General features: G+C 72.5%; 26 protein-coding genes. 8 read left to right on the top strand and 18 right to left on the bottom strand.

The window, feature by feature from the left end:
- Positions 1–9: 9 nt before the first annotated feature.
- The 7 genes from ACYBSK_RS09400 to ACYBSK_RS09370 form a co-directional block, all read right to left on the bottom strand.
- A complete protein-coding gene (locus ACYBSK_RS09400) occupies positions 10–684 on the bottom strand; it encodes a lysoplasmalogenase (protein ID WP_457476424.1) in 675 nt (224 codons plus the stop codon).
- Positions 681–1,565, bottom strand: coding sequence for a sterol desaturase family protein (locus ACYBSK_RS09395; RefSeq protein WP_457476423.1), 885 nt, complete (start codon positions 1,563–1,565; stop codon positions 681–683). The genes ACYBSK_RS09400 and ACYBSK_RS09395 overlap by 4 nt, the downstream gene beginning before the upstream one ends.
- A 72-nt stretch (positions 1,566–1,637) precedes the next feature.
- Entirely contained in the window at positions 1,638–2,360 is a 723-nt protein-coding gene (locus ACYBSK_RS09390) for a VIT1/CCC1 transporter family protein (RefSeq protein ID WP_457476422.1), read from the bottom strand.
- 25 nt (positions 2,361–2,385) lie between these two features.
- A complete protein-coding gene (locus ACYBSK_RS09385; RefSeq protein ID WP_460245763.1) occupies positions 2,386–3,621 on the bottom strand; it encodes an amidohydrolase family protein in 1,236 nt (411 codons plus the stop codon).
- Positions 3,618–4,901 (bottom strand): amidohydrolase family protein, encoded by a 1,284-nt coding sequence (locus ACYBSK_RS09380; RefSeq protein WP_460245762.1) that lies wholly within the window; start codon positions 4,899–4,901, stop codon positions 3,618–3,620. The genes ACYBSK_RS09385 and ACYBSK_RS09380 overlap by 4 nt, the downstream gene beginning before the upstream one ends.
- Positions 4,902–4,918: 17 nt before the next feature.
- Positions 4,919–5,803 (bottom strand): SDR family NAD(P)-dependent oxidoreductase, encoded by an 885-nt coding sequence (locus ACYBSK_RS09375; protein ID WP_460245761.1) that lies wholly within the window; start codon positions 5,801–5,803, stop codon positions 4,919–4,921.
- Position 5,804: 1 nt separating this feature from the next.
- Positions 5,805–6,602 (bottom strand): acetoacetate decarboxylase family protein, encoded by a 798-nt coding sequence (locus ACYBSK_RS09370; RefSeq protein WP_457476418.1) that lies wholly within the window; start codon positions 6,600–6,602, stop codon positions 5,805–5,807.
- Positions 6,603–6,724: 122 nt separating this feature from the next.
- Between ACYBSK_RS09370 and ACYBSK_RS09365 the strand changes: the two genes are divergently transcribed.
- The 6 genes from ACYBSK_RS09365 to ACYBSK_RS09340 all read left to right on the top strand — a co-directional run bounded on the left by ACYBSK_RS09365 (position 6,725) and on the right by ACYBSK_RS09340 (position 12,239).
- On the top strand, positions 6,725–7,357 hold the full coding sequence (locus tag ACYBSK_RS09365) for a TetR/AcrR family transcriptional regulator (RefSeq protein ID WP_460245760.1): 633 nt from the start codon (positions 6,725–6,727) through the stop codon (positions 7,355–7,357).
- Positions 7,358–7,414: 57 nt separating this feature from the next.
- Positions 7,415–8,410, top strand: coding sequence for a DEDDh family exonuclease (locus ACYBSK_RS09360; protein WP_460245759.1), 996 nt, complete (start codon positions 7,415–7,417; stop codon positions 8,408–8,410).
- An 81-nt stretch (positions 8,411–8,491) separates the two neighbouring features.
- On the top strand, positions 8,492–8,725 hold the full coding sequence (locus ACYBSK_RS09355; RefSeq protein WP_356388499.1) for a hypothetical protein: 234 nt from the start codon (positions 8,492–8,494) through the stop codon (positions 8,723–8,725).
- 84 nt (positions 8,726–8,809) lie between these two features.
- Positions 8,810–9,604 carry an SURF1 family cytochrome oxidase biogenesis protein gene (locus ACYBSK_RS09350; RefSeq protein ID WP_457476415.1) on the top strand — a complete coding sequence of 265 codons (795 nt, stop codon included), beginning with the start codon at positions 8,810–8,812 and terminating at the stop codon, positions 9,602–9,604.
- A gap of 81 nt (positions 9,605–9,685) precedes the next feature.
- Complete coding sequence (locus ACYBSK_RS09345) at positions 9,686–11,479, top strand: glycoside hydrolase family 15 protein (RefSeq protein WP_460245758.1); 1,794 nt, start codon at positions 9,686–9,688, stop codon at positions 11,477–11,479.
- A gap of 4 nt (positions 11,480–11,483) precedes the next feature.
- The gene (locus tag ACYBSK_RS09340; protein WP_460245757.1) at positions 11,484–12,239 is read left to right on the top strand and encodes an SDR family oxidoreductase; all 756 of its coding nucleotides are present in this window, start codon (positions 11,484–11,486) and stop codon (positions 12,237–12,239) included.
- Positions 12,240–12,244: 5 nt separating this feature from the next.
- Here the strand turns inward: ACYBSK_RS09340 and amaP are convergent, their stop codons facing one another.
- From amaP to ACYBSK_RS09315, 5 genes are all read right to left on the bottom strand, one after another.
- On the bottom strand, positions 12,245–12,832 hold the full coding sequence (gene amaP, locus ACYBSK_RS09335) for an alkaline shock response membrane anchor protein AmaP (RefSeq protein WP_460245756.1): 588 nt from the start codon (positions 12,830–12,832) through the stop codon (positions 12,245–12,247).
- Positions 12,829–13,479, bottom strand: coding sequence for a DUF6286 domain-containing protein (locus ACYBSK_RS09330; RefSeq protein WP_460245755.1), 651 nt, complete (start codon positions 13,477–13,479; stop codon positions 12,829–12,831). Before ACYBSK_RS09330 ends, amaP begins: the two co-directional genes overlap by 4 nt.
- Positions 13,476–13,811, bottom strand: coding sequence for an Asp23/Gls24 family envelope stress response protein (locus ACYBSK_RS09325; protein ID WP_457476410.1), 336 nt, complete (start codon positions 13,809–13,811; stop codon positions 13,476–13,478). The genes ACYBSK_RS09330 and ACYBSK_RS09325 overlap by 4 nt, the downstream gene beginning before the upstream one ends.
- 3 nt (positions 13,812–13,814) lie before the next feature.
- Complete coding sequence (locus ACYBSK_RS09320) at positions 13,815–14,000, bottom strand: hypothetical protein (RefSeq protein ID WP_457476409.1); 186 nt, start codon at positions 13,998–14,000, stop codon at positions 13,815–13,817.
- Positions 14,001–14,070: 70 nt separating this feature from the next.
- Positions 14,071–14,541, bottom strand: a complete 471-nt coding sequence (locus tag ACYBSK_RS09315; protein WP_460245754.1) for an Asp23/Gls24 family envelope stress response protein — start codon at positions 14,539–14,541, stop codon at positions 14,071–14,073.
- A gap of 107 nt (positions 14,542–14,648) precedes the next feature.
- Between ACYBSK_RS09315 and ACYBSK_RS09310 the strand changes: the two genes are divergently transcribed.
- On the top strand, positions 14,649–15,419 hold the full coding sequence (locus ACYBSK_RS09310; protein WP_460245753.1) for a nucleopolyhedrovirus P10 family protein: 771 nt from the start codon (positions 14,649–14,651) through the stop codon (positions 15,417–15,419).
- 131 nt (positions 15,420–15,550) lie between these two features.
- Here the strand turns inward: ACYBSK_RS09310 and ACYBSK_RS09305 are convergent, their stop codons facing one another.
- From ACYBSK_RS09305 to ACYBSK_RS09295, 3 genes are all read right to left on the bottom strand, one after another.
- Positions 15,551–16,342, bottom strand: coding sequence for an enoyl-CoA hydratase/isomerase family protein (locus tag ACYBSK_RS09305; protein WP_457476406.1), 792 nt, complete (start codon positions 16,340–16,342; stop codon positions 15,551–15,553).
- 130 nt (positions 16,343–16,472) lie between these two features.
- Positions 16,473–16,694, bottom strand: coding sequence for a helix-turn-helix domain-containing protein (locus tag ACYBSK_RS09300; protein WP_006123601.1), 222 nt, complete (start codon positions 16,692–16,694; stop codon positions 16,473–16,475).
- Positions 16,695–17,064: 370 nt separating this feature from the next.
- Entirely contained in the window at positions 17,065–18,663 is a 1,599-nt protein-coding gene (locus tag ACYBSK_RS09295) for an ABC-F family ATP-binding cassette domain-containing protein (RefSeq protein WP_460245752.1), read from the bottom strand.
- 223 nt (positions 18,664–18,886) lie between these two features.
- On the opposite strand from ACYBSK_RS09295, the gene ypfJ reads away from it, so the two are divergent.
- On the top strand, positions 18,887–19,774 hold the full coding sequence (ypfJ, locus tag ACYBSK_RS09290; RefSeq protein WP_460245751.1) for a KPN_02809 family neutral zinc metallopeptidase: 888 nt from the start codon (positions 18,887–18,889) through the stop codon (positions 19,772–19,774).
- An 18-nt stretch (positions 19,775–19,792) separates the two neighbouring features.
- Here the strand turns inward: ypfJ and ACYBSK_RS09285 are convergent, their stop codons facing one another.
- From ACYBSK_RS09285 to ACYBSK_RS09275, 3 genes are all read right to left on the bottom strand, one after another.
- On the bottom strand, positions 19,793–21,184 hold the full coding sequence (locus ACYBSK_RS09285; RefSeq protein ID WP_457476403.1) for a hypothetical protein: 1,392 nt from the start codon (positions 21,182–21,184) through the stop codon (positions 19,793–19,795).
- Between the two features lie 121 nt (positions 21,185–21,305).
- Positions 21,306–22,436: an alpha/beta hydrolase gene (locus ACYBSK_RS09280; RefSeq protein WP_460245750.1), complete on the bottom strand. Its 1,131-nt coding sequence runs from the start codon at positions 22,434–22,436 to the stop codon at positions 21,306–21,308.
- 80 nt (positions 22,437–22,516) lie between these two features.
- Positions 22,517–23,185, bottom strand: coding sequence for a class II aldolase/adducin family protein (locus ACYBSK_RS09275; protein WP_460245749.1), 669 nt, complete (start codon positions 23,183–23,185; stop codon positions 22,517–22,519).
- Between the last annotated feature and the right edge of the window lie 160 nt (positions 23,186–23,345).

The raw sequence follows: 23,345 nt of genomic DNA, 5'->3' as shown, positions 1-23,345 counted from the left end.
CGATGCAGGTCAGTGAGCGACGCGCCGGGTTTCGACGCGCCTTTCACGGTACGCCGAGGTCGGCGCGGCCCGCTCCCCGAGGACGCCCCGGGCGATCAGGTACTGCGCGGCCACGTAGGTGGCCATGACCCAGAAGTCGGGACGCGGCAGGGCCGGCCAGTCGGCGACGCCCATGGCGATGAGCGAGTCCGACAGCAGGAACAGCGCGCCGCCTGCGCCCGCCACCGCCCCGAGCCGGGACGACGCGAACGCCATGCAGGTCAGCAGCACGCTGTAGGCGGCCACGGGCCCGCGCATGTCCGCCGGCAGATCGGGCCACAGCGCGACCACGGTGGCGACGAGCGCGACGGCGTACGCGGCCCCGAGCAGCGCACCACGCGCGCGTGCCGTCCCCTGCCTCCTGAACAGCACCAGGTAGCAGACGTGCCCGACGGCGAAGGCGCCCATCCCGGCGAGGAACGCGGCGTCCTGGTCGAAGAGCAGCAGGACGTCGCCGCACCACCCCAGCAGCAGGGCGGCGCACAGCAGTCGGGGGCCGCGGCACGCGACCACGTGGGCGACGAGCGCCGGCATGAGCAGGGGCTTGAGGACGACGTGGGCGGTGTCCGCGCCCGCCAGCAGGGCGAGGAGGTCCGCGGCGCACACGGCGAGGAACGTGGCCCGCAGCGCCGGGGCGAGCCTCACGCGGCGCCCTCGGTGACCTTCTGCGGGGGCTCCGGCGCCGCGACGGGTGCGGGCTGCCACCCGGGCCCCCGGAAGACCCTCCCGGCCCGCTCGCGCCAGCCGGCGGCCGCACGCAGGTCCCTGGCGATGGCCGCGTACTCGTGGGTGGCGACGCGCAGCGGGTTGTACGTGGCGATGTTCTTGGTGAGCCCGAACCGTGGGCGGTCGGTCTCCGCCACCCACGAGCCGAAGAGCCGGTCCCAGACGATGAGGATCCCGCCGAAGTTCCGGTCCAGGTAGCCGCCCTGGGAGGCGTGGTGGACGCGGTGGTGGGAGGGCGTGTTGAAGACGAACTCGAAGGGCCGCCACAGCTTGTCGATGCGCTCGGTGTGGATCCAGAACTGGTACACGAGGTTGACCGACGAGCAGAACGCGAGCGCCGCCGGGTGCACGCCCAGGGCGATGAGCGGCAGGTAGAACGGCCACACGGTGAGGCTCGTCCAGGGCTGGCGCAGCGCCGTGGTGAGGTTGAACCTGCGGCTGGAGTGGTGCACCACGTGGCACGCCCACAGGATGCGGATGACGTGGTGGCCGCGGTGCGACCAGTAGTAGAAGAAGTCCTGCCCGAGCAGCATCAGCGGGATCGTCCACCACAGGACGGGCACCCGCAGCGGCGTCAGCTCGTACACAGCCGTGTAGATCGCGACGATCGGGATCTTCCACAGGAAGTCGAAGACCAGGCTCCCGAGCCCCATGGTGACGCTCGTCGCCGCGTCCTTGGTCTCGTAGCCGGCGGCGTCCTCGTCGGGATGGATGCGGACGCTGACGATCTCCACGATCGTGAGCAGCACGAAGGCGGGGATCGACCACAGCACGACGTCGGGCAGGTTCGGGGACGACATACGTGCACCGTAAGGGCCTGAACCGGTCCCCGCCTATAGGTAGTTACCGACAAGTATTACCGTCGGTAGGGCTCAGACTCCGGCGGCTCCCAACAAAGATCCCGCCGCGTACGTGACCGCCATCGCCAGTGCTCCCCCGCCCACGTTGCGCCACACCGCGGGCCGCGCCGCCGCGTCGCCCGTGCGGGCGCTGCTGTAGCCGGTGACCGCGAGTGCGAGCAGGACGGAGCCGACCGTGACGGGCAGCCGCCAGGCGGCGGGCGGCAGGACGATGGCGAGGAGGGGCAGCAACGCGCCCGCCGTGAAGGCGAGGAAGCTGGCCCAGGCGGCGTGCCACGGGTTGGTGAGGTCGTCGGGGTCGATACCGAGTTCCACGCGCGCGTGGGCGCGCAGGGCGTCGCGTTCGGTGAGCTGTTCGGCGGCCTTCCCGGCCACCTCGTGGCTGAGGCCGTACCCCTCCAGCAGACCGGCGAGTTCGCGGAGTTCGGCCTCCGGCTGCTCCCTCAGCTCGCGTTTCTCCTGGGCGATGGCGGCCTTCTCGGAGTCGCGCTGCGTGGACACGGAGACGTACTCGCCCGCGGCCATGGACATCGACCCGGCCAGCAGTCCGGCGAGCCCGGCCGTGAGCAGCGTGGAGCGGTCGTCGGTGGCCCCGGCGACGCCGACGACGAGGCCCGCGGTGGAGACCACGCCGTCGTTGGCGCCGAGGACGGCGGCGCGCAGCCAGTTGAGCCGCGAGCCGAGCGCGCCGCCGTGGGCCTCGTCATGACTTTTCGTTGCCTCTGGTTCCGTCACGGGGCGAGCATGGCACCCCGCACCCTCACCACACCCGTACCGACGCCCCCGGCGCGAACACCGGGCTGGTCGCGTCCGCGGGCGGCTCCTTCAGGGGTTCGTCGATCTCCGCGACCGTGGGGCCCACGCGGGCCGCGATGGGGTCGAGGAGGCCGAGGTCGAAGCCGTAGACGCGGGCGGTGTTGCCGCCGACCATCGCGGCGATCTCGTCCCTGGGCAGCCCGGCGTAGGCGATGCGCAGGCCTTCGCGCGTGTACGGGTAGGTGCCCTCGTCGTGCGGGTAGTCGCTGCCCCACATGATCTTGTCGAGGCCGATCCGATCCCGCAGCGGCACCTCGTGGGGGCGCATGAAACTCGCTCCCACGAAGCAGTTCTCGCGCCACACCTCGGAGGGGCCCTTGCCCATCGAATCGGCGAGCCCGGCGCCGAACTTGGACTCGGCGGTGTTCGCGCGCGTGGCGGCCTTCACCAGGCGCGCGTGGTAGTAGTCCAGCATGTCCAGGACGCCGGGGATCCAGCCCGAGCCCTGTTCGGTGAGGACGAGCCTGAGGTCGGGGTGCTTGCGGAAGGCGCCGCCGAAGACGAGGTGCCACAGGGCGCGGTGCGAGAACCACGTCGTCTCCACCATGAACACCGCGCGGGCCGCCGGTTCGTCGCCGAGCGGCGGGGACGCCGAGCCCGCGTGGTGGTTGACGGGGACGCCGAGTTCGGCGCAGGTCCGCCAGATCGGGTCGTACGTCGACGAGTAGAGCTCCGGCAGGCCGGAGCCCGGCGGCGTACCGGGCAGCAACAGGCCGCCCTTGAGGCCCGCTTCGGCCGCCCAGCGGATCTCCTTGACGGCCTCCTCGACGTCGTTGAGGAGGATCTGGAAGACGCCCGCCCTGCGGCCGGGAGCCGCGGCGCAGAAGTCCGCCAGCCACCGGTTGTGGGCGCGCAGGCCCGCCCAGCGCTGCTCGAACTCCTCGCGGGTGGGGGCGGGCGCCATGAGCGACGCCGACGGGAAGAACGGCGGGATGGTGTTGGGGAAGACGACCTCGGCGACGATGCCGTCCCGCTCCAGTTCCTCGACGCGGCGGTCGGAGTTCCAGTTCCGGTCGGCGGTGTCGGCGAGCAGGTCCTCGTACGGGTTCACGTAGGAGGCGGCCCACGCGTCGAACGTGTCGTGGTGCCGGGACTCCAGGTACGGCTTGTAGTCGAGGAGATCGGCGCCCGCGTGGCAGTCCGCGGAGATGACGGTGTACCTGTCCTGGGGAGTGTTCACGGGGTCACCCCGATGCTCGGGAAGTCGTGCTCGGTCAGCCAGTGCCGCCCCACCTCGCGCGAGCGCGCCCAGGACGCCTCGACGGCGCTCTGGTCGGCGTCCTGGCCGAGTTCGGCCGGGGTCGGGCCGATGCGGGCGGCCAGCGGCGCCAGCGTGGCGGTGTCGAAGCCGAAGACCTCGGCGGCGGACAGTCCGAGCATCCGCCGGGTCTCGGAGACCGGGATGTCGTGGAAGGTCTTCTTCAACCACGCGCGCGTGTCGGGCCAGGTGCCTTCGGGGTGCGGGAAGTCGCTGCCCCACAGGATGTTGTCGACGCCGATCTCGTAGCGCTGGGCGAGTTCGCGGCGCTTGGTGTTGGTGGCGCACACGAAGACCTGCCGGTCCAGGTACTCCGCCGGGGAGCGCTTCAGCTCGGCGAACGGCGAGAGCTTCTTGCCGCCGTGCGCGCCCAGGTAGAGGCGGTCCATGAACCACAGCAGGTTCGGCAGCCACCAGCAGCCCGACTCGGCGACGCCGAACTTCAGCCCCGGATGCCGCTCGAAGGCACCGGACCACAGCAGGAACCACAGGGGCCGGGCGGGCCACCACGTCACTTCGCTGACGTAGATGCCCAGATGGTCGCCGTACTCGTGGCGCGGCGCCGCCCCCGAGTGCGTCACCACGGGCATCTCGCACTCGGCGGCCGCCGCCCACACGGGGTCGTAGCGGCGCGCGTGGTAGGGGTCCTGGTCGACCCACATGGAGGGGATCATCAGGGCGCCGAGCCCCGACTCCTTGGCGCGGTGGATCTCCGCGACGACCTTGTCCGGCTCCGCGGTGACCGGCAGCAGGGCGACGCCGCAGTGCCGTTCGGGGTGCTGCGACACGAACTCGGCGAGCCACCGGTTGTGGGCCTGCGCGCCCGCCATGCCGAGTTCGGGGTCCTGGTCGCCGGAGAGGCCGAGGCCGACGCCGAAGGGCGCCGCGGTCTGGCTGTCGACGGCGTCCGCGTCGGGGAAGACGACTTCGGCGGCCACCCCGTCGCCGTCGAGTTCCTTGAGGCGCTGCGCGGTGTCCCAGCCGCCGCGCAGGCCCTCTTCGTTGTCCTCGAACCACTTGGCGGCGAACGCGTCGTTGCGGATGCCGAGCCGGGTGGCCTCCTCGCGGCGCTTGTCCCGCTCGGCGAGGAACGCGTCGAACTCGCGGTGGAACCGGCTGTCCAGGTAGGGCCGGTACTCCTCGGTGGGGAGGCCGGCGTGGCAGTCGGAGGAGATGATCAGGTACGGGTCTTGGTCGGTCATCACACGTCCCTCCGTGCTCAGTCGAGAATGAAGCTCTCCAGGTACGCCGGGTTCGCCCGGTCCAGCATCGACCGCGACCGCGCCCGGATCTGCCGGTCGCTGTGCTCGCTCTCGGGGAGCAGCCAGAACCGGTCCGCGGCGATGCCCTCGGCGACGAAGTCGGCGACCTCCTCCACGGGCGTGAACGCGACCTCGTTCCCGGCCTCCTTCATCGCGGCCTCCCACTGGTCGAGGCTGCGGTACGGCGTCCTGCGCGGCCGCTCCTTCGCGAACCGCTCGGGCCGGTTGCGGTGCGACTCCCACAGGCCGGTGCGCAGCATGTGCGGTCCGGGGAACAGCACGGACGCCCCCACGCGCGCGTGCTCCGCCCTCAGATGCGCGTACAGCGACTCGGTCATGGTGACGACGGCCGCCTTCGTCACCGCGTACACGGACGCCGTCGGCAGCGGCGCGATGCCGCCGTCGCCGGACGAGGTGTTGACGACGTGGCCGGGCTCGCCGCCCTCGATCATGCGCGGTACGAAGGCCTGGATGCCGTGGAAGACGCCCCACACGTTGACGTTGAACGCCCACTTCCAGTCGTTCGGCTCGTGGCTCCACATGCGGCCCTCGGCGCCCGAGCCGACGCCCGCGTTGTTGCACAGCACATGGCAGGCGCCGAACGTCGCGTACGTGTCCTCGGCCAGCTCCATGACCTGTTCGCGCTCGCCGACGTCGACCACGCGCGCGTGCACGGTGGCGCCCGAGCGCCGCAGTTCCTCGGCGGCGCCCTCCAGCGCGCCCTTCTCGACGTCGGCGAGGACCACCCTGAGCCCGTCCGCCGCGAACCGCCGGGCCATGGCGAGCCCGATCCCGCTCGCCGCGCCCGTGACGACGGCGACCTGCCCCTCCCGCAGCTCCATGTCAGGCGCTCCCCTCGGGCGGACCGTCGTGGATCTGCTGCGGGTCGTCGTAGCGCTGGTGGATGTACGGGAGCAGGGCCTGGGCGCTGACCCGCTCGACGACCCTGCCCTTCTGGTCGGTGGTCTTCTCACCGATGGTGATCTCCACCAGGGTGCGCACCGGAAGGTCGGCGACCGGGTCGAACATGGACTCCCGCAGGACGACGTCCCCGGTGATCCGTTCCAGCTTCCTGACCTTCTCGCCCCGCAGGCAGTGCACGAGGACCGGTTCCGCGTCGAAGCCCGAACCGTCCACGCCGGGAAGGAACTTGAAGTAGAAGTCGGTCTTCTGCGTCGGCTCCGGGACCGGCAGGTCCCCGCTGACGGCGCCGCGCACCTCCACGAAGGCGATGCCGTGCCGCGCGAGCGCCGCCCGTACGACGAGCCCGTCGCGCTCCACCGTGACCTCGCCGAGCTTCTTCGGTTCGCCGAAGACCTCCCGTCCGCCGATCAGCGCCCGCTCGTGCGTCATCGGCATGACGAGCGGATACCAGCCCTCCACGCCCCCGTGCTCGGCGGCGACGGCCACCGAACCCGCGCCCAGCGGGTAGCCCGGCAGTTCGACCCTGCTGATGTTGGCCCGCACCAGGGGCCGCCCGGTGGGCTTCAGCGGCGGCGGCAGCACCGCGGCCACCGCGTCCGGATCGGACTCCCACACGGCGACCACGCCGGTGGACCAGATGTCGGGAAGTCTGCTGCTCGCCGTGCGTGCGGCGGCGATCTCCGCCTCGCTGCGCGCTCCGTACCGTACGCGTGCCATGTCGTACCGCCCTTCGTCCGTGACGTGTCGGGGGTCGTTCGCTCGGCGCCTGTAACACAGTTACACCGGCGGCGATGAAGGGTAAAGACATGTGCACCGGAGGGAGTTGAGGGGGTGAGGGGATGGCGCGTGCACCGCTCACCCGCGACGAGGTGCTGTCCGCGGCCGCGGAGCTGGTCAAGCAGCACGGGCCCGGGGCGCTCTCCATGCGCAAGCTGGCCGCCGAGCTCGGCACGGCCGTCACCTCGATCTACTGGCACGTCGGCAACCGCGAGTCGCTGCTCGACGCCCTCGTGCGGCGCACCGTCGCCGACCTCGGCACGATCCGGCCGCGCGGCAGGGGCCCCGAGGAGCGGGTCGTCTCGATCGCCCGCGCCCTGCGGCGGCAGCTGCGCGCCCATCCGCATCTGGTGGCGATGGTGCACGAGCGCGGCCTGACCGAGCACATGTTCCTGCCGGTGCAGCAGGCCCTGGTGCACGAGGTGCACGCGGCGGGGCTGCGCGGGGCGCCGGCCGCGGAAGCCGTGCGGGCGGTGCTCTTCCAGGTCGTCGGGCACGTCCTCGTGGAGCGGAACCGGGAGCGCTCGCCGGTGCAGCGGCCCGGTGAGGAGGAGTTGTGGGCCGGGGCGCGGGGGGTCGGCGCCGAGAACGACCGGGAGCTGGCTCGGGCCCTGGCCACTCCGGTCGATCCGGACCGGCTGTTCACGACCTCCGTACGGGCCCTGGTGAAGTCGCTCCTCGGCCAGCCGACTTGACCCCGAGGGGGACGGCGGCGACCGGAGTGTCAGTGACGGCCCGTATCCTCTGGGACCATGCTCGAAGACCATCCGACCGCAGCGTCCGCAGCCTCCTGGCCGGCCGCGTATCCGAAGGGATACGCGGTCGTCGACGTGGAGACCACCGGCCTGTCCCGGGACGACCGGATCATCTCCGCCGCCGTCTACCGCCTGGACGCGCGCGGCGATGTCGAGGACCACTGGTACTCGCTGGTCAACCCGCAGCGTGATCCCGGCCCGGTGTGGATCCACGGACTGACGACGGACGTGCTGACGTCGGCCCCGCTGTTCGCCGACATCGCCGAGGAGTTCGCCACGCGCCTCGACGACCGCGTCCTGGTCGCGCACAACGCGGTGTTCGACTGGTCGATGATCGCCCGCGAGTACGCGCGCGCCGAGCGCACGGCGCCGGTCCGCCAGCGGCTGTGCACCATCGCGCTCTCCAAGGAGCTCGGCCTGCCGCTGCCCAACCACAAGCTGGAGTCGCTCGCGGCGCACTTCGGCGTCGTCCAGGAGCGCGCGCACCACGCGCTCGACGACGCGCGCGTGCTCGCGGAGGCGTTCCGCCCGAGCCTGCGCGCGGCCGCCGCGGACAATGTGCGGCTGCCGCTGCTCGAATGCCGTCCGCTCACCGAGTGGGTGGACCAGTCGGGCGCCGCGGTGCCGCGTCAGTCCGGGGCGTCCTACCGGGGCGGCGGGGGCGGCGGCACCTGGCGCGCCTCCCGCAAGCGCCCCGCCTGCCCGTACCCGAACCCGGGACGGTACGAACCGGGCGAACCGCTCAAGCAGGGCATGCGGGTGGCGTTCTCCGGCGACACGTCGGTCGACCGGGAGCTCCTGGAGGACCGGGCGGTCGACGCGGGCCTGCACGTCGCGACGAGCCTGTCCCGGCTCACCAGCCTCCTGGTGACCAACGACCCGGACTCGTACACGTCGAAGGTCGTGAAGGCGAAGCAGTTCGGCACGCCGGTCGTCGACGAGGCCGCGTTCGGACAGCTGTTGCAGGACGTGGCCCCGGCGGACGCCACGTAGGCCGGGCAGACGGGTGAACGCGGGGCGACTCGCCCCGCGCGCGCTCGCCCGGCGCCGCTTTCGGCACCCACCCTGTGGCGCATGGCACGTTGCGAGGTCTGCGGAAACGACTACGGCATGTCCTTCGAGGTGCACGCGCAGGGCGCGGTGCACGTCTTCGACTGCTTCTCCTGCGCCATCCACCGCATGGCGCCCATCTGCGAGCACTGCCGGTGCCGCATCATCGGGCAGGGCGTCGAGGTCGACGGGCACTGGTTCTGCGGGGCGCACTGCTCCCGCGCGGAGGGGAAGGTGGGCATCGTCGACAGCGTCTGACCGTCCCCGGCCACGGCACACGCCCGCCGCAATCGGGCGCACCCCACTGAAAGCACCCCATGACACCGGCGGTACCGTCATGGGGTGTACCGCTTCCTGTTGACCCGGCAGTGGGTGATCCTCACGCTGGTCGCCCTCGTCCTCATCCCCACGATGATCAAGCTGGGCATCTGGCAGATGCACCGCTACGAGGAGCGCGACGCCAGGAACCAGCTGGTCACCGACGCGCTCAACGCGAAGCCCGTGCCCGTGGAGGACCTGGCGTCCCCCGACCACACCGTCACCAGCGACGAGCGGTACCGCTCGGTGACCGCGAAGGGCCGCTTCGACACCGACGACGAGGTCGTCGTGCGCCGCCGCGTCAACTCCAACGAAGAGGTCGGCTTCCACGTCCTGACCCCGTTCGTCCTCGACGACGGAAAGGTCCTGCTGGTCAACCGCGGCTGGATCCCGGCGCCCGGGGCGCAGACCGCCTACCCGAAGGTGCCGGCCCCGCCGCGCGGCGAGACGACCGTCACCGGCCGCCTGATGCCCAACGAGACGACCGAGGCCAGCGGTATCAAGGACCTCAAGGACCTGCCCGACCGGCAGATCATGCTGATCAACAGCAAGGAGCAGGCCGAGCGCCTGGGCAGGACGGTCCTCGGCGGGTACGTCGCCCAGACCGCGCCCGAGCCGAAGGGCGACACGCCCGAACTGGTCGGGGCCCCCGGCAAGGAGGACTCCGCGCTGAACTACGCCTACGCGATCCAGTGGTGGCTGTTCGCCGCCGCGGTGCCCGTGGGCTGGATCGTGCTCGTCCGGCGCGAGCTGCGCGAGCGGCGCCGCAAGGAGGAGGACTCGGCGGCCGAGTCCGAGGCACCGGCCCCCGTCGGCTGACCGGGCGGCTCACGACGCCGGCGCGGAACTCGCCCGGAACAGTGATGCAATCCCCGGCCGATGACGGGGAACGTGTGCCGTGTGCGCCCACATATCGAGGACTACGCCCTCATCGGTGACCACCAGACCGCCGCGCTCGTCGGCAGGGACGGGTCGATCGACTGGCTGTGTCTGCCCCGCTTCGACTCCCCCGCCTGTTTCGCCGCACTCCTCGGCGACGAGGACAACGGCTACTGGCGGCTCGCCCCCGACGGCGCCGGACAGTGCGCCTCGCGCGCGTACCGGCCCGGTTCCCTCGTGCTCGACACCGAGTGGGAGACACCGGACGGCAGCGTCCGCGTCACCGACTTCATGCCGCAGCGCGACAACGCCCCGGACGTCGTCCGCATCGTCGAGGGCCTGAGCGGACGCGTCACCCTGCGCGGGACGCTCCGCCTGCGCTTCGACTACGGCTCCGTCGTGCCGTGGATGCGCCGCTCCGACGGACACCAGGTGGCGGTCGCGGGCCCGGACTCGGTGTGGCTGCGCAGCGAACCGCACGTCCACACGTGGGGCGAGGACTTCGGTACGCACTCCCGGTTCACGGTCGAGGAGGGCGAGACGGTCGCCTTCGTCCTGACCTGGCACCCCTCCCACGAGCAGCGCCCCCCGCTCGTCGACCCGCACGAGTCACTGCGGCACAGCCTGGAGGACTGGCGGGCGTGGGCGGACCGGTGCAGCTACGACGGCCCGCACAAGGAGGCCGTCCAGCGCTCCCTGCTCACCCTCAAGGCCCTCACCTTCGCGCCGACCGGCGGCATCGTCGCCGCGCCCACCACCTCGCTCCCCGAGGAGATCGGCGGCGTACGGAACTGGGACTACCGCTACTGCTGGCTGCGCGACTCGACCATGACGCTGAACGCGCTGCTCTCGGCCGGCTATCTCGACGAGGCCGAGGCCTGGCAGGACTGGCTGCTGCGGGCCGCCGCCGGGAACCCCGCCGACCTCCAGATCATGTACGGCCTCGCGGGCGAGCGGCGCCTTCCCGAGCAGGAGCTCGGCTGGCTGGACGGCTACCGCGACTCGCGCCCCGTCCGCGCCGGCAACGACGCCGTGCACCAGCTCCAGCTCGACGTGTACGGGGAGGTCGTCGACTCGCTCGCGCTCGCCCGCCGCGAGGGACTGAAGGCCCAACCCCACGCGTGGCGGCTCCAGTTGGCGCTGCTCGACTTCCTGGAGGAGGCGTGGCGGGAACCCGACGAGGGGCTGTGGGAGGTACGCGGCCCGCGCCGGCACTTCGTGCACTCCAAGGTCATGGTGTGGGTCGCCGCGGACCGCACCGTGCGCGCCATGGAGGCCGACCCGGAGCTGCCCGGCGACATCGACCGGCTGCGCAAACTGCGCGACGCCGTCCACCGGGACGTGTGCGAGCACGGCTACGACGCCGAACGCGGCACGTTCACCCAGTCCTACGGCTCCTTGGAACTCGACGCCGCCCTGCTGCTCCTGCCGCGCGTCGGCTTCCTGCCGCACGACGACCCGCGCGTGATCGGCACGGTCGACGCCGTCCGCGACGAGCTGTCGCACCACGGGCTGCTGCGCCGCTACAGCACCGACGAGACCGAGGTGGACGGGCTTCCCGGGCAGGAGGCGCCGTTCCTCGTCTGCTCGTTCTGGCTCGCGGACGCACTGCACATGACGGGCCGGACGAAGGAGGCGCGCGAACTGTTCGAGCACCTGGTGTCGCTGCGCAACGACGTGGGGCTGCTCGCCGAGGAGTACGACCCCGTGGCGGGCCGCCAGCTCGGCAACTTCCCGCAGGCGTTCAGCCACATCGGTCTCGTCGGCACGGCGCTGACCCTGTTCGGCGGTCGGGACGGACGAGAGGGAGGATAGGGCCATGGATCTTGGACTGAAGAACCGTGTGTACGTAGTCACCGGCGCGACGCGGGGCCTCGGCAACGCCGCCGCGCGTGAGCTGGTCGCCGACGGCGCGAAGGTCGTCATCAGCGGCCGCGACGACCAGAAGGCCAAGGAGGCGGCGGCCGCGCTCGGCCCGAACGCGTACGGGGTGGCCGCCGACAACGCGGACCCGGACGTCGCCGAGCGGCTGATCGCGGCGGCCCGCGAGCAGTTCGGCGGGTTCGACGGGATTCTGGTGAGCGTGGGCGGGCCCGCACCCGGCTTCGTCGCCGACAACACGGACGAGCAGTGGACGGCCGCGTTCGAGTCGGTGTTCCTCGGGGCGGTCCGGCTGGCGCGGGCGGCCGCCGAGCGGTTGGAGGAGGGCGGCGTCATCGGGTTCGTGCTCTCCGGCTCCGTGCACGAGCCGATCCCCGGGCTGACCATCTCGAACGGGCTGCGGCCGGGGCTCGCCGGGTTCGCGAAGTCGCTGGCGGACGAGCTGGGCCCGCGCGGCATCCGCGTGGTCGGGCTGCTCCCGGCGCGGATCGACACGGACCGCGTGCGCGAGCTGGACGGGCTGGCGGCCGATCCGGAGGCGGCGCGGGTGGCGCAGGAGTCCCGTATCCCGCTGCGCCGGTACGGCACGCCCCAGGAGTTCGGGCGCACCGCGGCGTTCTTCCTGTCGCCCGCGGCGTCGTACCTCACGGGTGTGATGCTGCCGGTGGACGGCGGGTTCCGGCACGGGTTCTGACCGGGTCAGCTGACCCGTTCCGCGCGATGCTTGGTCGCCTTGAGGCGGACCTCCGTGGGCAGCTCCGCGAGACCCGCGGAGCCCCGCGCCTGCTTCAGGGCGTCCTGGCTCAGCAGGCGGAGCGCCTCGTCGGGAACCGCGTGGGGTTCCAGCGTGAGGGTCGCCCGCGCCTGCGGCGCGGAGCGGCGGCCGATGAGGCGCACGCCCGCCCGGTCGACCCCGTCGACGGACTCCGCCCCGCTCACGAGGACGCTCTCCAGGGCCCGGCCCCGGAGCACCGCGCCCTCGCCGTCGCCGGTGTCGACCAGCACCTCGGCCAGCCGGCGCCTCCGCAACTGGGCCACGAACCACCACAGCGCGAGCAGGACGACCACGCCGAGCACGGCGATGACCGTCGGCCAGAACCAGCCCTCGTCGTGCCACCGCGCCCGGTCCGCGTCGCTGACCAGCACGTCGTCCGGGCCGTCGTGGATCCACCACGACGGCGGGTCGACACCGAGTCCGACGGCGAGCACCGATCCGCCGCCGACCACGAGGACGAGCCCGAGCAACCCGAGCACGATCCGGTTGACGGTCCTCAGCACGCCGCTCACCCCTTCTTCCCCGGCCGCGCGACACGCACGGAGAGGCGCGGCGCCCTGCCGAGCCCGAGTTCCTTGATGCCGGCACCGAGCGTGGAGTCCAGGTCGGCGCGTACGTCGTCGAGTTCACGGAAGTGCGAGAGCGCCCGCACGTCCACCTTGGAGCGCTTCATCCGGACCCGTACGGACTGCACGCCCGCCACTTCCATGGCCCGGTCGCGCAGGACCATCGCCGCGGCATCCCGGTGCAGCAGCGCGCGGACGTCGGGGTGCGTGCGGCGCATCGGCAGCAGGGCGCGCAGCCCCGGCGTCAGCGCGAGCAGGATCAGCCACAGTCCGAGCGCGGCCGCGACGCCCGCGCCGATGAGCACGGCGGTGTCGTCGAGGGGCCGGGTGGCCAGCTCGTCGGCGAGGGTCTTGCGCCACTGCATGGAGTCGCGCCCCGCGCGCACGGCGGCGACGTCGTAGAGCAGCAGGCCCGCGCCGCCCAGGATCACCAGGGCGGTGAGCGCCGCGGGGATCCGGCGACCCGCCCAGAGGCGGGTCGCCTTCTGCTCGCTCTCCAGCGTGGGGTGCGGCTCGTACGCGGTGGACGCCGACTCGTCGGGCCCGCTCCCGGTGTGCTCGACGACCGGGACCGGCCGGGTGGGATCGCTCATCGGATCCTCCCCCGGTCGGCCTGCGCCGAGTGCAGCCGTTCAACCTGGACGGCCACCTCGGGCACCTCCATTCCCGCCAACTCCCTCACCCGCTCGGAGACTTGACGGCGCACCGCACCGCACTCGGTGCCGATGTCCGCCGGATACTCCAGCTCCAGGCTGATCCGGACCCGCGCGCTGTCGCCGCGCACCGCCACCGTGGCGTGCGGCGCCGCCCCGTTCTCGGGGATCCGCGTCAGTGCCTCTCGTGCCGCGTACGCGGCGATCTTCGCGACGACCCGGTCGGCGATCCGGGTCGCGCCGCGCTCGGCCGGCGCGACCTGTGCCGCCATCGGTCACCCCCGCCGATCGCCGCGCGAACGGAAGAACTCGCCGGGTTCCATGTCCCCTTCCAGGAACCGGCCCGCGACGAAGCCGATGGCGCCGAGCGCCGCCACCAGCAGGAAGGCCCCGAAGCCGCCGAAGTATCCGGCGAACCCGAGAGCCATGCCGGCGATCATGCCGATCACGGCCAGATTCATCGTGCGCTCCTCCTGGGGAAGCCCGTGAAGCCTGTGGAACCTGCGGGAGTTGTCAGTACGGCCTCGGACGTCATTGGAGTCGGGACTCCGGCTCCTCGTCCTCCTCGTCCGGCAGCTTCACGTCGCTGACGGCGATGTTGACCTCGACGACCTCGAGCCCGGTCATGCGCTCGACCGCCGTGATGACGTTCTCCCGCACGTCGCGCGCGGTGTCCGCGATCGACACGCCGTACTCGACGACGATCTCCAGATCCAGTGCCGTCTGTACCTCGCCGACCTCGGCCTTCACGCCGCGCGACACGGACTTGGTGCCGCCGGGGACCCGGTCGCGCACCGCGCCGAACGTGCGGGAGATGCCGCTGCCCATGGCGTGCACGCCCTCGACGTCGCGTGCCGCGAGGCCCGCGATCTTCTCGACGACGCCGTCGGCGATGGTGGTCCGCCCCCGGCCGCCGGGGTCGCCGCCGCCCCGCTTGGTCACGTTGGTCCTGCCTGCTGCGGGCGCGGGCGCCTCGCCCGGCTTCTGCGCGGTGTCACTCATCGGGCCGTCCCCTCGGTGAGGTGTGATCTCGGTGGGGTGCTGCTTTCTTTTGCCCACATTAAGTGCGGTTACGCGAAGGCGCGCTCGGTATGGGGCAGCCTGGGGCAATGACGGCTGATCGATGGACTCAGGCAGTGCGTACGCAATTGGGGCTCGGCAGGCTGCTGCCGCTCGGCGGGCCCGGTGACGGGGCGTGGATCACGGAACCGGCGGCCACGGGGGCGTTGCGCCGTGCGGCGCAAGGGGTGCGTGGGGTGCGGCTCGGTGCGTTGCGGATCGGTCTGGCCGATCCCGACGAGGCGGCGGAGTCCGTGGTGCCGGCTCCGCCGAGTGCGCTGGCGCCGGGGGCGTTGCGGGTCAGCGGGGAGTGCGCGGCCGCGGCGGACGAACCTCTGCCGGTTGCCGCCGATCGGCTGAGAGGGGTGCTGGCGGGGGCGGCGGAGCGGGTGGGGCTGGTCGTGGAGGAGGTGGATCTGCGGGTGACGGGGTTGCTGGAGGAGGAGGGGGCGGCGGGCGAGGCCTCCTCCGGCGGCGCCGACGAGTCCGAGGAGCCCGGGGAGTCCGGGGAGTCCGACGCGCCGGCCGCCGATCAGGCCTCCGGCGGGGCCGCCGGGGATGTGGAGCGGGTGGCGGAGGCGGTGCTCGGGGTGCCGGGGGTGGTGCGGTTGACCGGGGCGCTCGGGGGGCTGGGGCGGGCGATCCACGTCGAGGAGCGGGGCGGGGAGGCGGTGTTGCCGCGGCGCCATGTGCGGGTGGAGCTGGCGGTGGCGGAGGGGGCGCGGGCCATTGAGGTGACCGGGGCGGTTCGGGTGGCGGTGGGGCGGGCGCTGCCCGGCAACCCGACCGTCGCGGTTCTCGTCACCGCCCTCACGCCGTAACTCGCCCCCGCCGCCCCTTCCCGTCCCGTCCCCGGGGGCTGCCGCCCCCGGACCCCCCGGTGTCCTCAAACGCCGGACGGGCTGAAGAGCCGGACGTGTCAGTCGCCGGACGGGCTGGAGAGCCGGACGTTTCAGTCGCCCAGGCCCGCCAGGTCGCGGAGGCGGCGGGCCTGGGAGGCGCGTTCGGCGGCACGTTGGGCGTCCAGGGTGCGGGTGGAAGCGCCCTGGAGCAGGGTCTTCGTTTCGATGGCGGCGTCGCGGGGGGCCGCCACGAGGGCCGCCACCAGGTCACGGGTCGCGTCCGCCAGCTCCGCCGCCGGCACGGCGACGTTGGCGAGGCCGCTGCGGACGGCCTCGTCGGCGTGGACGTAGCGGCCGGTGACGCAGATTTCGAGGGCGCGGGAGTAGCCGACCAGGCCGACGAGGGGGTGCGTGCCCGTCAGGTCGGGGACCAGGCCGAGGCTGGTCTCGCGCATGGCGAACTGCACGTCGTCGGCGACGACGCGCAGGTCACAGGAGAGGGCGAGCTGGAAGCCCGCGCCGATCGCGTGCCCCTGCACCGCGGCCACCGACAGGATGTCGCCGCGCCGCAGCCAGGTGAACGCGTCCTGGTACTCGGCGATCGTGGCGTCCAGCGTCGCGTCGTCGCCGCGCGCCAGGTCGATGAAGGACGGCTCGCCCTCGAAGCCCTCGGGCGTGAAGGCCTGCCGGTCGAGGCCCGCGGAGAAGGACTTGCCCTCGGCACGCACCACGACGACCCGCACGGACCCCGGCAGGGCACGCCCGGCCTCGGTCAGCGCACGCCACAGGGCGGGGCTCTGCACGTTGCGCTTGTCCGGGTTGGTCAGGGTCACTGTGGCGATCGCGTCGTCGACGGTGAGCCGGACGCCGTCCTGGTCGAGCAGCGGTGCGGGCAGGTTCATCTGGACCTCCGGGTCTGCGCAGTCGTGTGCAACGCACATGCGTAAGTGACTGCACAGTAACCACCCGGCCGGACAGCGGACCGACCGGGTGGTCAGTTGGAGCCAGTGAGCCGAACGAACCCTGCGAGGGTCAGGCCGACGCGGCCTTCTTGCCTCGCGTGGCCCCACCGCGACCGCGCAGCGTGACCCCGGACTCGCTCAGCATCCGGTGCACGAACCCATACGAGCGGCCGGTCTCCTCGGCCAATGCCCGAATGCTCGCACCGGAGTCGTACTTCTTCTTCAGGTCTGCCGCGAGCTTGTCGCGCGCGGCGCCGGTCACCCGGCTGCCCTTCTTCAGAGTCTCGGCCACCCGTGCCTCCTCATGGGAAGTGCGCTCTGGATTTCCCATGATCACCCCTTGCGGGCTTCCTGGCCACCCATTCGGCAAGGTCTATAGGCCCTCAATTCCGCTCGCGGCGGGGATCCGCACGAGTGGAATCAAGAATTCCGGCGGGGTTTCGCGGCCCGGAAAACTGCCCGCGCGACAGAAGCGGCAGGTCAGCAGCGACCCAGGCGCCGCAAAGGCGCCATGGACGACGCGGCCCCGAATTCCGTGCACGACACACCTGGGTACGAGGCGATCTCACCCAGATGAAGGATCACGGATCGGCCGAATGATCCAGACGGAGTGGATCATTCAATGGATCAGCCGGTGATCACGGAGTGGATCACCGCGTGGATCATGCGAGCGCCACGAGATCCGCGTAGGCCTGGCCCCACAGGTCCTCGATTCCGTCCGGCAGCAGAATGATCCGCTCCGGCTGGAGGGCCTCCACGGCGCCCTCGTCGTGCGTGACGAGGACGACGGCGCCCTTGTAGGTGCGCAGCGCGCCGAGGATCTCCTCGCGGCTGGCCGGGTCGAGGTTGTTCGTCGGCTCGTCGAGGAGCAGGACGTTCGCCGACGAGACCACCAGGGTCGCGAGGGCGAGACGGGTCTTCTCGCCGCCGGACAGCACCCCGGCCGGCTTGTCGACGTCGTCACCGGAGAACAGGAACGAGCCGAGCGTCTTGCGCACCTGGACCAGGTCCAGGTCGGGGGCGGCGGAGCGCATGTTCTCCAGGACCGTGCGCTCCGGGTCGAGGGTCTCGTGCTCCTGCGCGTAGTAGCCGAGCTTGAGGCCGTGGCCCTCGATGACCTGGCCCGTGTCCGGCTTCTCGGCGCCGCCGAGGAGCTTGAGCAGGGTCGTCTTGCCCGCACCGTTGAGGCCGAGGATGACGACGCGCGAGCCCTTGTCGATGGCCAGGTCGACGTCCGTGAAGATCTCCAGGGAGCCGTACGACTTCGACAGTCCCTCGGCCATGAGCGGCGTCTTGCCGCACGGCGAGGGCTCGGGGAAGCGCAGCTTGGCGACCTTGTCGGACTGGCGGACCTCTTCGAGGCCGGCGAGGAGCTTGTCGGCGCGCTTGGCCATGTTCTGCGCGGCGACGGTCTTGGTCGCCTTGGCGCGCATCTTGTCGGCCTGCGCGTTCAGCGTCGCGGCCTTCTTCTCGGCGTTCTGCCGCTCGCGCTTGCGGCGCTTCTCGTCGGCCTCGCGCTGCTGCTGGTACAGCTTCCAGCCCATGTTGTAGACGTCGATCTGGGAGCGGTTGGCGTCCAGGTAGAAGACCTTGTTGACGACCGTCTCGACCAGGTCGACGTCGTGGGAGATCACGATGAAGCCGCCGCTGTACGTCTTCAGGTAGTCGCGCAGCCAGACGATCGAGTCCGCGTCGAGGTGGTTCGTGGGCTCGTCGAGCAGGAGGGTGTCCGCGTCCGAGAAGAGGATGCGGGCCAGCTCGATACGGCGCCGCTGACCGCCGGAGAGCGTGTGCAGCGGCTGGCCGAGCACCCGGTCCGGGAGGTTGAGCGCGGCGGCGATGGTGGCGGCCTCGGCCTCGGCGGCGTACCCGCCCTTGGTGAGGAACTCCGTCTCCTGGCGCTCGTACTGGCGCAGGGCCTTGGCCTGCGTGGCGCCCGTGCCGTTGGCGATGCGCTGCTCGTTCTCGCGCATCTTGCGGATCAGGGTGTCCAGGCCGCGGGCGGAGAGGATGCGGTCGCGCGCGAGCACGTCGAGGTCGCCGGTGCGCGGGTCCTGCGGGAGGTAGCCGACCTCACCGGAGCGCGAGATGGTGCCGCCGGCCGGCTGGCCCTCGCCCGCCAGGCACTTCGTGAGCGTCGTCTTGCCCGCGCCGTTGCGGCCCACCAGGCCGATGCGGTCGCCCTTGGCGACCCGGAAGGTGGCGTTCTCGATGAGGATGCGCGCGCCCGCGCGCAGTTCGATACCGGATGCGGTGATCAAGGGAGGTACTCCAGGACAGGATTAACGGCTGGTTGACAGGGCGGGGGCCAATCAGCGCCGCTAATGCACCCAGAGAAGAAACGTCATACGAGCCAGTTTAACGGTGCGGGGCAAGCGCTTTTCCCGGGCGGGCGCGTCCCCCGTTCGGCCCTCCGATCAGGGCCGCCTGACCAGCGGCGTAACAGGATGAGGGGGTCGATCGACGGCGAGAGGGCGGAAGGGCATGCAGTTCGACGACGACGCGCGTCTGGACACCTCCGAGGTGCGGGACGTGCGCGGCAGCCGGCTCCCCGGCGGGAAGGCGACCATCGGCGGCGGCCTCGTAGGGGTGATCGCCCTCGTCCTCGGGCTGCTCTTCGGGACGGACCAGGCGGGGCTCTCCTCCGACGGCACCGGGATTCCCGCGACGACGGTGTCCAGCGAGGCGCAGGTGTCGGACGAGTGCCGTACGGGCTCGGACGCGAACAGCAGGCAGGACTGCCGGACCGTCGCCGTGGTCAACAGCGTGCAGGACTTCTGGGGCGCGGAGTTCGGGCGCAGGAGCGCCACCTACACGCCCGCGTCGACCGTGTTCTTCACCAACCGGGTGGCCACCGCGTGCGGCTCGGCGACCTCGGCGGTCGGCCCCTTCTACTGCCCCGGCGACCGGCGGGTCTATCTCGACCTGGGCTTCTTCGACGAGCTGCGCACCAAGTTCGGATCGAGCGGCGGACCCTTCGCGCAGGCCTACGTCGTGGCGCACGAGTACGGGCACCACGTGCAGAACCTGATGGGCACGCTGACCCGCGCCCAGGACGGCCGCACCGGCGAGGACAGCAACGCGGTCAAGGTCGAGCTCCAGGCGGACTGCTACGGGGGTGTGTGGGCGCGGCACGCGACGCGCACGCCCACCGAGTCCACCGGCAGGCCGCTGATCACCAGCCTGACCGACGCGGACATCCGTGAAGGCCTGGACGCCGCGGCGGCGGTCGGCGACGACCGGATCCAGGAGCGGTTCCAGGGCCAGGTGACGCCGGAGACGTGGACGCACGGTTCGGCCGCCCAGCGCCAGCAGTGGTTCTACCGGGGCTTCGAGAGCGGCGACATGGCCCAGTGCAACACCTTCCGGTGAGTCCGGGCCACTGAGCGCCTACGCGCCGCCGGTGTGCACCTGGAAGGCGGCCCTGCGGACCGCCTTGGCGAGCGCCGGGTCGGGGTGCGCGGCGGCGAGCGCCACGAGCACCTGCACCGTGCGCGGATGCCCGACGGCGCGCACCTCCTCGATGAGCGCGGGCACCGTCGGCTGCACCGCGGCCTCCAAGTGCCGTACGAGGAGGGGGGCTTCGCCGTGGTCGGCGACGGCGGCGGCGGTGTCCACCCACAGCCAGGTCGCCTCCTTCCGGCTGAGCACCGTGTGCACGTCCTCGGGGTCGGCGCCCTCGTACTCGGCGAGCCACAGCAGGGCGTAGGGGCGCAGGTGCGGGTCGTCGGCGGCGCGGCGGACCTCGGGTTCGGCGGGGGCGCCGACGACGCGCAGCGCCTCGAAGGCGAGGCCGCGCAGCAGGGCGTCCTCGCCGCGGGCGGCGTCGAGGAGTTCGGTGACGGCGGTGCCGATGTCGCGGGCGGCGAGCCAGGCCCGGTACTCGTCGCGGGCCGCCTTCGGGCGCAGGCGGGCGCAGCCGCGCAGCATGTCCTCGGCGGCCACCTCGATGTTGCCCGCGGGCGACTGGGCGGCGACGCAGATCTGCTCCAGCTTGACCCACACCGCCCAACTGCCCAGCGGGGTCAGGGTCGCGAGCCCGTTCTCGTACGTCAGGGCGCCCACGGCGGCGAGGCCGCGCAGGGACCAGTCGAGGAGCGGCAGGAGCGGGGTCTCCTGGGGGGCGACCGGTTCCGGCTGGGGGCCGAAGGGGATCTCGCAGCGTTCCGTGCGCAGTTCCGTGACGCGCTGGTCCAGGAGGTCCAGGAGCTGGGGCGCGGCCACGGGGTCCGCCATCAGCTGGAGGAAGCTCAGAAGCTGCGGCATCGCCTCGACGACCTCGGCCACGGCCGTGGGGCCGACCTCGTCGGGTGCCGGGTGCGCCAGCGACCAGGCGTCGAAGAGGGCGACCCAGCCGCGCAGTACGGCGGTGTCGTCACGGTCCCAGGCGCGCAGCCGCCAGCCGGGGCGGGCGCTGGCACCGTGCACCTCGACGAGTCCGGCGAGGCGGGCCGTGTCCCAGTGCGCGCGGACCTGATCGACCGTCAGCCCGAGGTCGTCGGCGGCGCGCCGGGCGGTCGCGTCCGCGAGGGTGCCCTTGCCGTCGCGGGCGGCCATGTCGTTGCCGGGGCCGATCTTGGCGTCCGCCCAGCGGGCCACGCGGACGGCGTCGGCGAGGCCGCGGCGGGCGGCGCGGGCGAGCTCCGAGGGTGGCGGGGTGCCTTCCGGGGGGCGGGGGGCCGGGCGGCGTGCGGCCACGGGCCGCGGGGTCGGGGCGGCCAGGGGCTGGCGGCGCGGGCTGACGAGTCGGAGCCGGGAGTCGCGCGGAGTACGGGACGTCACGGTAGGCAGTCTCGCGGTTGACGGTCCGTTTTCCCAAACGGGCGGCCGTCAGGCCTGTTTCGGGGTGTTCTGTGCCGCCGCTCCGGGACGGGCGTCCCCGTCCAGGACCCCGTCCCGGCCGTCACATGAGGGGGGTCAGGAAGCGGCGGAGGGCTTCCTCGTAGGCCTTGGCGTCCGCGTTCCACATCGCGTTGTGCGGCGCGTCCTCGACCTCGTGGAGGGCCACCAGGTCGGGGCGGGCGTCCGCGAGGGCGCGGGAGAGGTGCCAGGGGGCGACCTCGTCGGCGGGGCCGTGGACGAGGAGGGTGGGGACCTTGAGGGCGCGGGGGTCCGCGGCCGCGAGGAGGAGGCGGTCGCGGCTGAGGCCCGTGCGGCCCTGCGCGGCGCGGACCCCGAGCGGGAGCAGCGGACCCGGGGTGCGGCGGGCGCGGGCCAGGGCGCGCAGGGTGGCCTCCCAGCTGAGCACCGGTGAGTCGAGGACCAGCCCCTTGATCCGGTCGCGCAGCGCCGAGTGGGCCGCCGCGTGCAGGGCCATCGCGGCGCCGGTCGACCAGCCGAGCACGATGACGTCGCGGGCGCCGTAGCGCACGGCGTAGCGGATCGCGGCGTCGAGGTCGCGCCACTCGGTCTCGCCGAGGTGGTTCAGGCCGTCCGGGGAGCGGGGCGCGCCGAGGTCGCCGCGGTAGGCGAGGTCGAGCACCGGGAACCGGTGGTGGTGCAGGAACTCCATGAGGTTCATGGGGTGTTCGCGGGTGGTGCCGAGGCCGTGCACCGTGATCACCCAGGTGTCGCGGACGCCGGGCACGAACCAGGCGGGCAGCGCCCCGAGCTCGCCGGGCACGTCGACGTCCGCGTGGTCGAGGCCGAGCGCGGACTTGGGGTCGCCGATGTGCACCTGGGGTGTGAGCCAGGCCCTGGCCCCGGATTCCAGGGTGCCGTGGGTGACCCGCTCCAGGCGGCGGACGACGGTGTCGGCGGAGTGGGGCGCCGACTCGACGACCGGGCCGACGACCGCGTGGTAGCCGTCGCCGTGGAGTCCGTACGTGCCGGGGCGCTGCGAGGCCAGGTCCCGGGTGAGGGTGATCTGGCCCGCGGCCGTGGCGTGCACGGTGAGTCGCGGTTCGGTGGCCAGCGGCCGGCCCGAGGGCGCTTTGAGCGCCGCGTCGCTGGCCAGACGGCCCGCGGCGATCGCGGCGGCCGAGGCTCCTATCACTGCGGTGACGGCTGCGGCCGTCGCTTTGGCGGTGCGCACCCGTCCAGTGTCCGTGTCCGCGCCCGCCGCGGCCAGTGGGGCGACGGCTCGGGGTGACGCGGAGGGTCCTCGGGCGGGTGCTAGGCGGGTCGCTGCCCGTATCCGGTCAGCCGCTCCTCCACCTCGCGGAGCTGCTCGGCGGTGAGCAGGGACGGGGTGAGGCCGGGGACGGAGTGGGCGGTGAGCCAGAGGCGGCACATCCATTCGAGCTGGGCGGTGCGGTCGTACGCGGCGGCGAGGGTGTCTCCGTAAGTGAGGGTGCCGTGGTTCTGGAGCAGGCATCCTGTGCGGTCGGCCAGCGCGACCAGCATGTTCTCGGCCAACTCCTCGGTTCCGTACGTGGCGTACGGGGCGACCCGGACGGGTCCGCCGAGCGCCGCCGTCATGTAGTGCACGGGCGGGAGTTCCGGCACGAGCGTGGAGACCGCGGTGGCGTGCACGGCGTGGGTGTGGACGACGGCGCGGGCGGCGGTGTGCCGGTAGACGGCGAGGTGCATGGGGAGCTCGCTCGTGGGCCTGAGGGTGCCGGCGCGCCGCTCGCCGTCGAGGCCGACCGCGACGAGGTCGTCCGGGCCGAGCTCCTCGTAGGGGACGCCGCTCGGGGTGACGAGGACCGTGTCGCCGTCGTCGCCCGGCACCAGGACCGAGACGTTGCCCGAGGTTCCGACGACGAGGCCGTCGGTCACCGTCCGGCGGGCCGTCGCCACCAGGTCCTGCCATGCCGCGCCGAGTTCCGGGAGCTGTGTCATGGCGCGCATCCTGCCAGCCGCCGGGCGGACGGCCGGCTGAGGTGAGGGCGGATCCAGCAACTCCGGAAGCCGCCATATGGTGATTCATCCGCTTCTGGCATTGATTGGCTGATCTTTGACGGGCAAGTGGTGATCTACCGCTACTCTCTGGGTGATCTCA

Source organism: Streptomyces sp. BYX5S, assembly GCF_054724165.1.
This window is presented reverse-complemented; position numbering and strand designations above follow the sequence as displayed.

Bases quoted from the DNA above. Each gene is read 5' to 3' on its own strand.
- ACYBSK_RS09395 (WP_457476423.1), bottom strand. From the start codon at position 1,565: ATGTCGTCCCCGAACCTGCCCGACGTCGTGCTGTGGTCGATCCCCGCC.
- ACYBSK_RS09380 (WP_460245762.1), bottom strand. From the start codon at position 4,901: ATGACCGACCAAGACCCGTACCTGATCATCTCCTCCGACTGCCACGCC.
- ACYBSK_RS09375 (WP_460245761.1), bottom strand. From the start codon at position 5,803: ATGGAGCTGCGGGAGGGGCAGGTCGCCGTCGTCACGGGCGCGGCGAGC.
- ACYBSK_RS09370 (WP_457476418.1), bottom strand. From the start codon at position 6,602: ATGGCACGCGTACGGTACGGAGCGCGCAGCGAGGCGGAGATCGCCGCC.
- ACYBSK_RS09365 (WP_460245760.1), top strand. From the start codon at position 6,725: ATGGCGCGTGCACCGCTCACCCGCGACGAGGTGCTGTCCGCGGCCGCG.
- ACYBSK_RS09360 (WP_460245759.1), top strand. From the start codon at position 7,415: ATGCTCGAAGACCATCCGACCGCAGCGTCCGCAGCCTCCTGGCCGGCC.
- ACYBSK_RS09355 (WP_356388499.1), top strand. From the start codon at position 8,492: ATGGCACGTTGCGAGGTCTGCGGAAACGACTACGGCATGTCCTTCGAG.
- ACYBSK_RS09340 (WP_460245757.1), top strand. From the start codon at position 11,484: ATGGATCTTGGACTGAAGAACCGTGTGTACGTAGTCACCGGCGCGACG.
- ACYBSK_RS09330 (WP_460245755.1), bottom strand. From the start codon at position 13,479: ATGAGCGATCCCACCCGGCCGGTCCCGGTCGTCGAGCACACCGGGAGC.
- ACYBSK_RS09325 (WP_457476410.1), bottom strand. From the start codon at position 13,811: ATGGCGGCACAGGTCGCGCCGGCCGAGCGCGGCGCGACCCGGATCGCC.
- ACYBSK_RS09320 (WP_457476409.1), bottom strand. From the start codon at position 14,000: ATGAATCTGGCCGTGATCGGCATGATCGCCGGCATGGCTCTCGGGTTC.
- ACYBSK_RS09315 (WP_460245754.1), bottom strand. From the start codon at position 14,541: ATGAGTGACACCGCGCAGAAGCCGGGCGAGGCGCCCGCGCCCGCAGCA.
- ACYBSK_RS09310 (WP_460245753.1), top strand. From the start codon at position 14,649: ATGACGGCTGATCGATGGACTCAGGCAGTGCGTACGCAATTGGGGCTC.
- ACYBSK_RS09305 (WP_457476406.1), bottom strand. From the start codon at position 16,342: ATGAACCTGCCCGCACCGCTGCTCGACCAGGACGGCGTCCGGCTCACC.
- ypfJ (WP_460245751.1), top strand. From the start codon at position 18,887: ATGCAGTTCGACGACGACGCGCGTCTGGACACCTCCGAGGTGCGGGAC.
- ACYBSK_RS09275 (WP_460245749.1), bottom strand. From the start codon at position 23,185: ATGACACAGCTCCCGGAACTCGGCGCGGCATGGCAGGACCTGGTGGCG.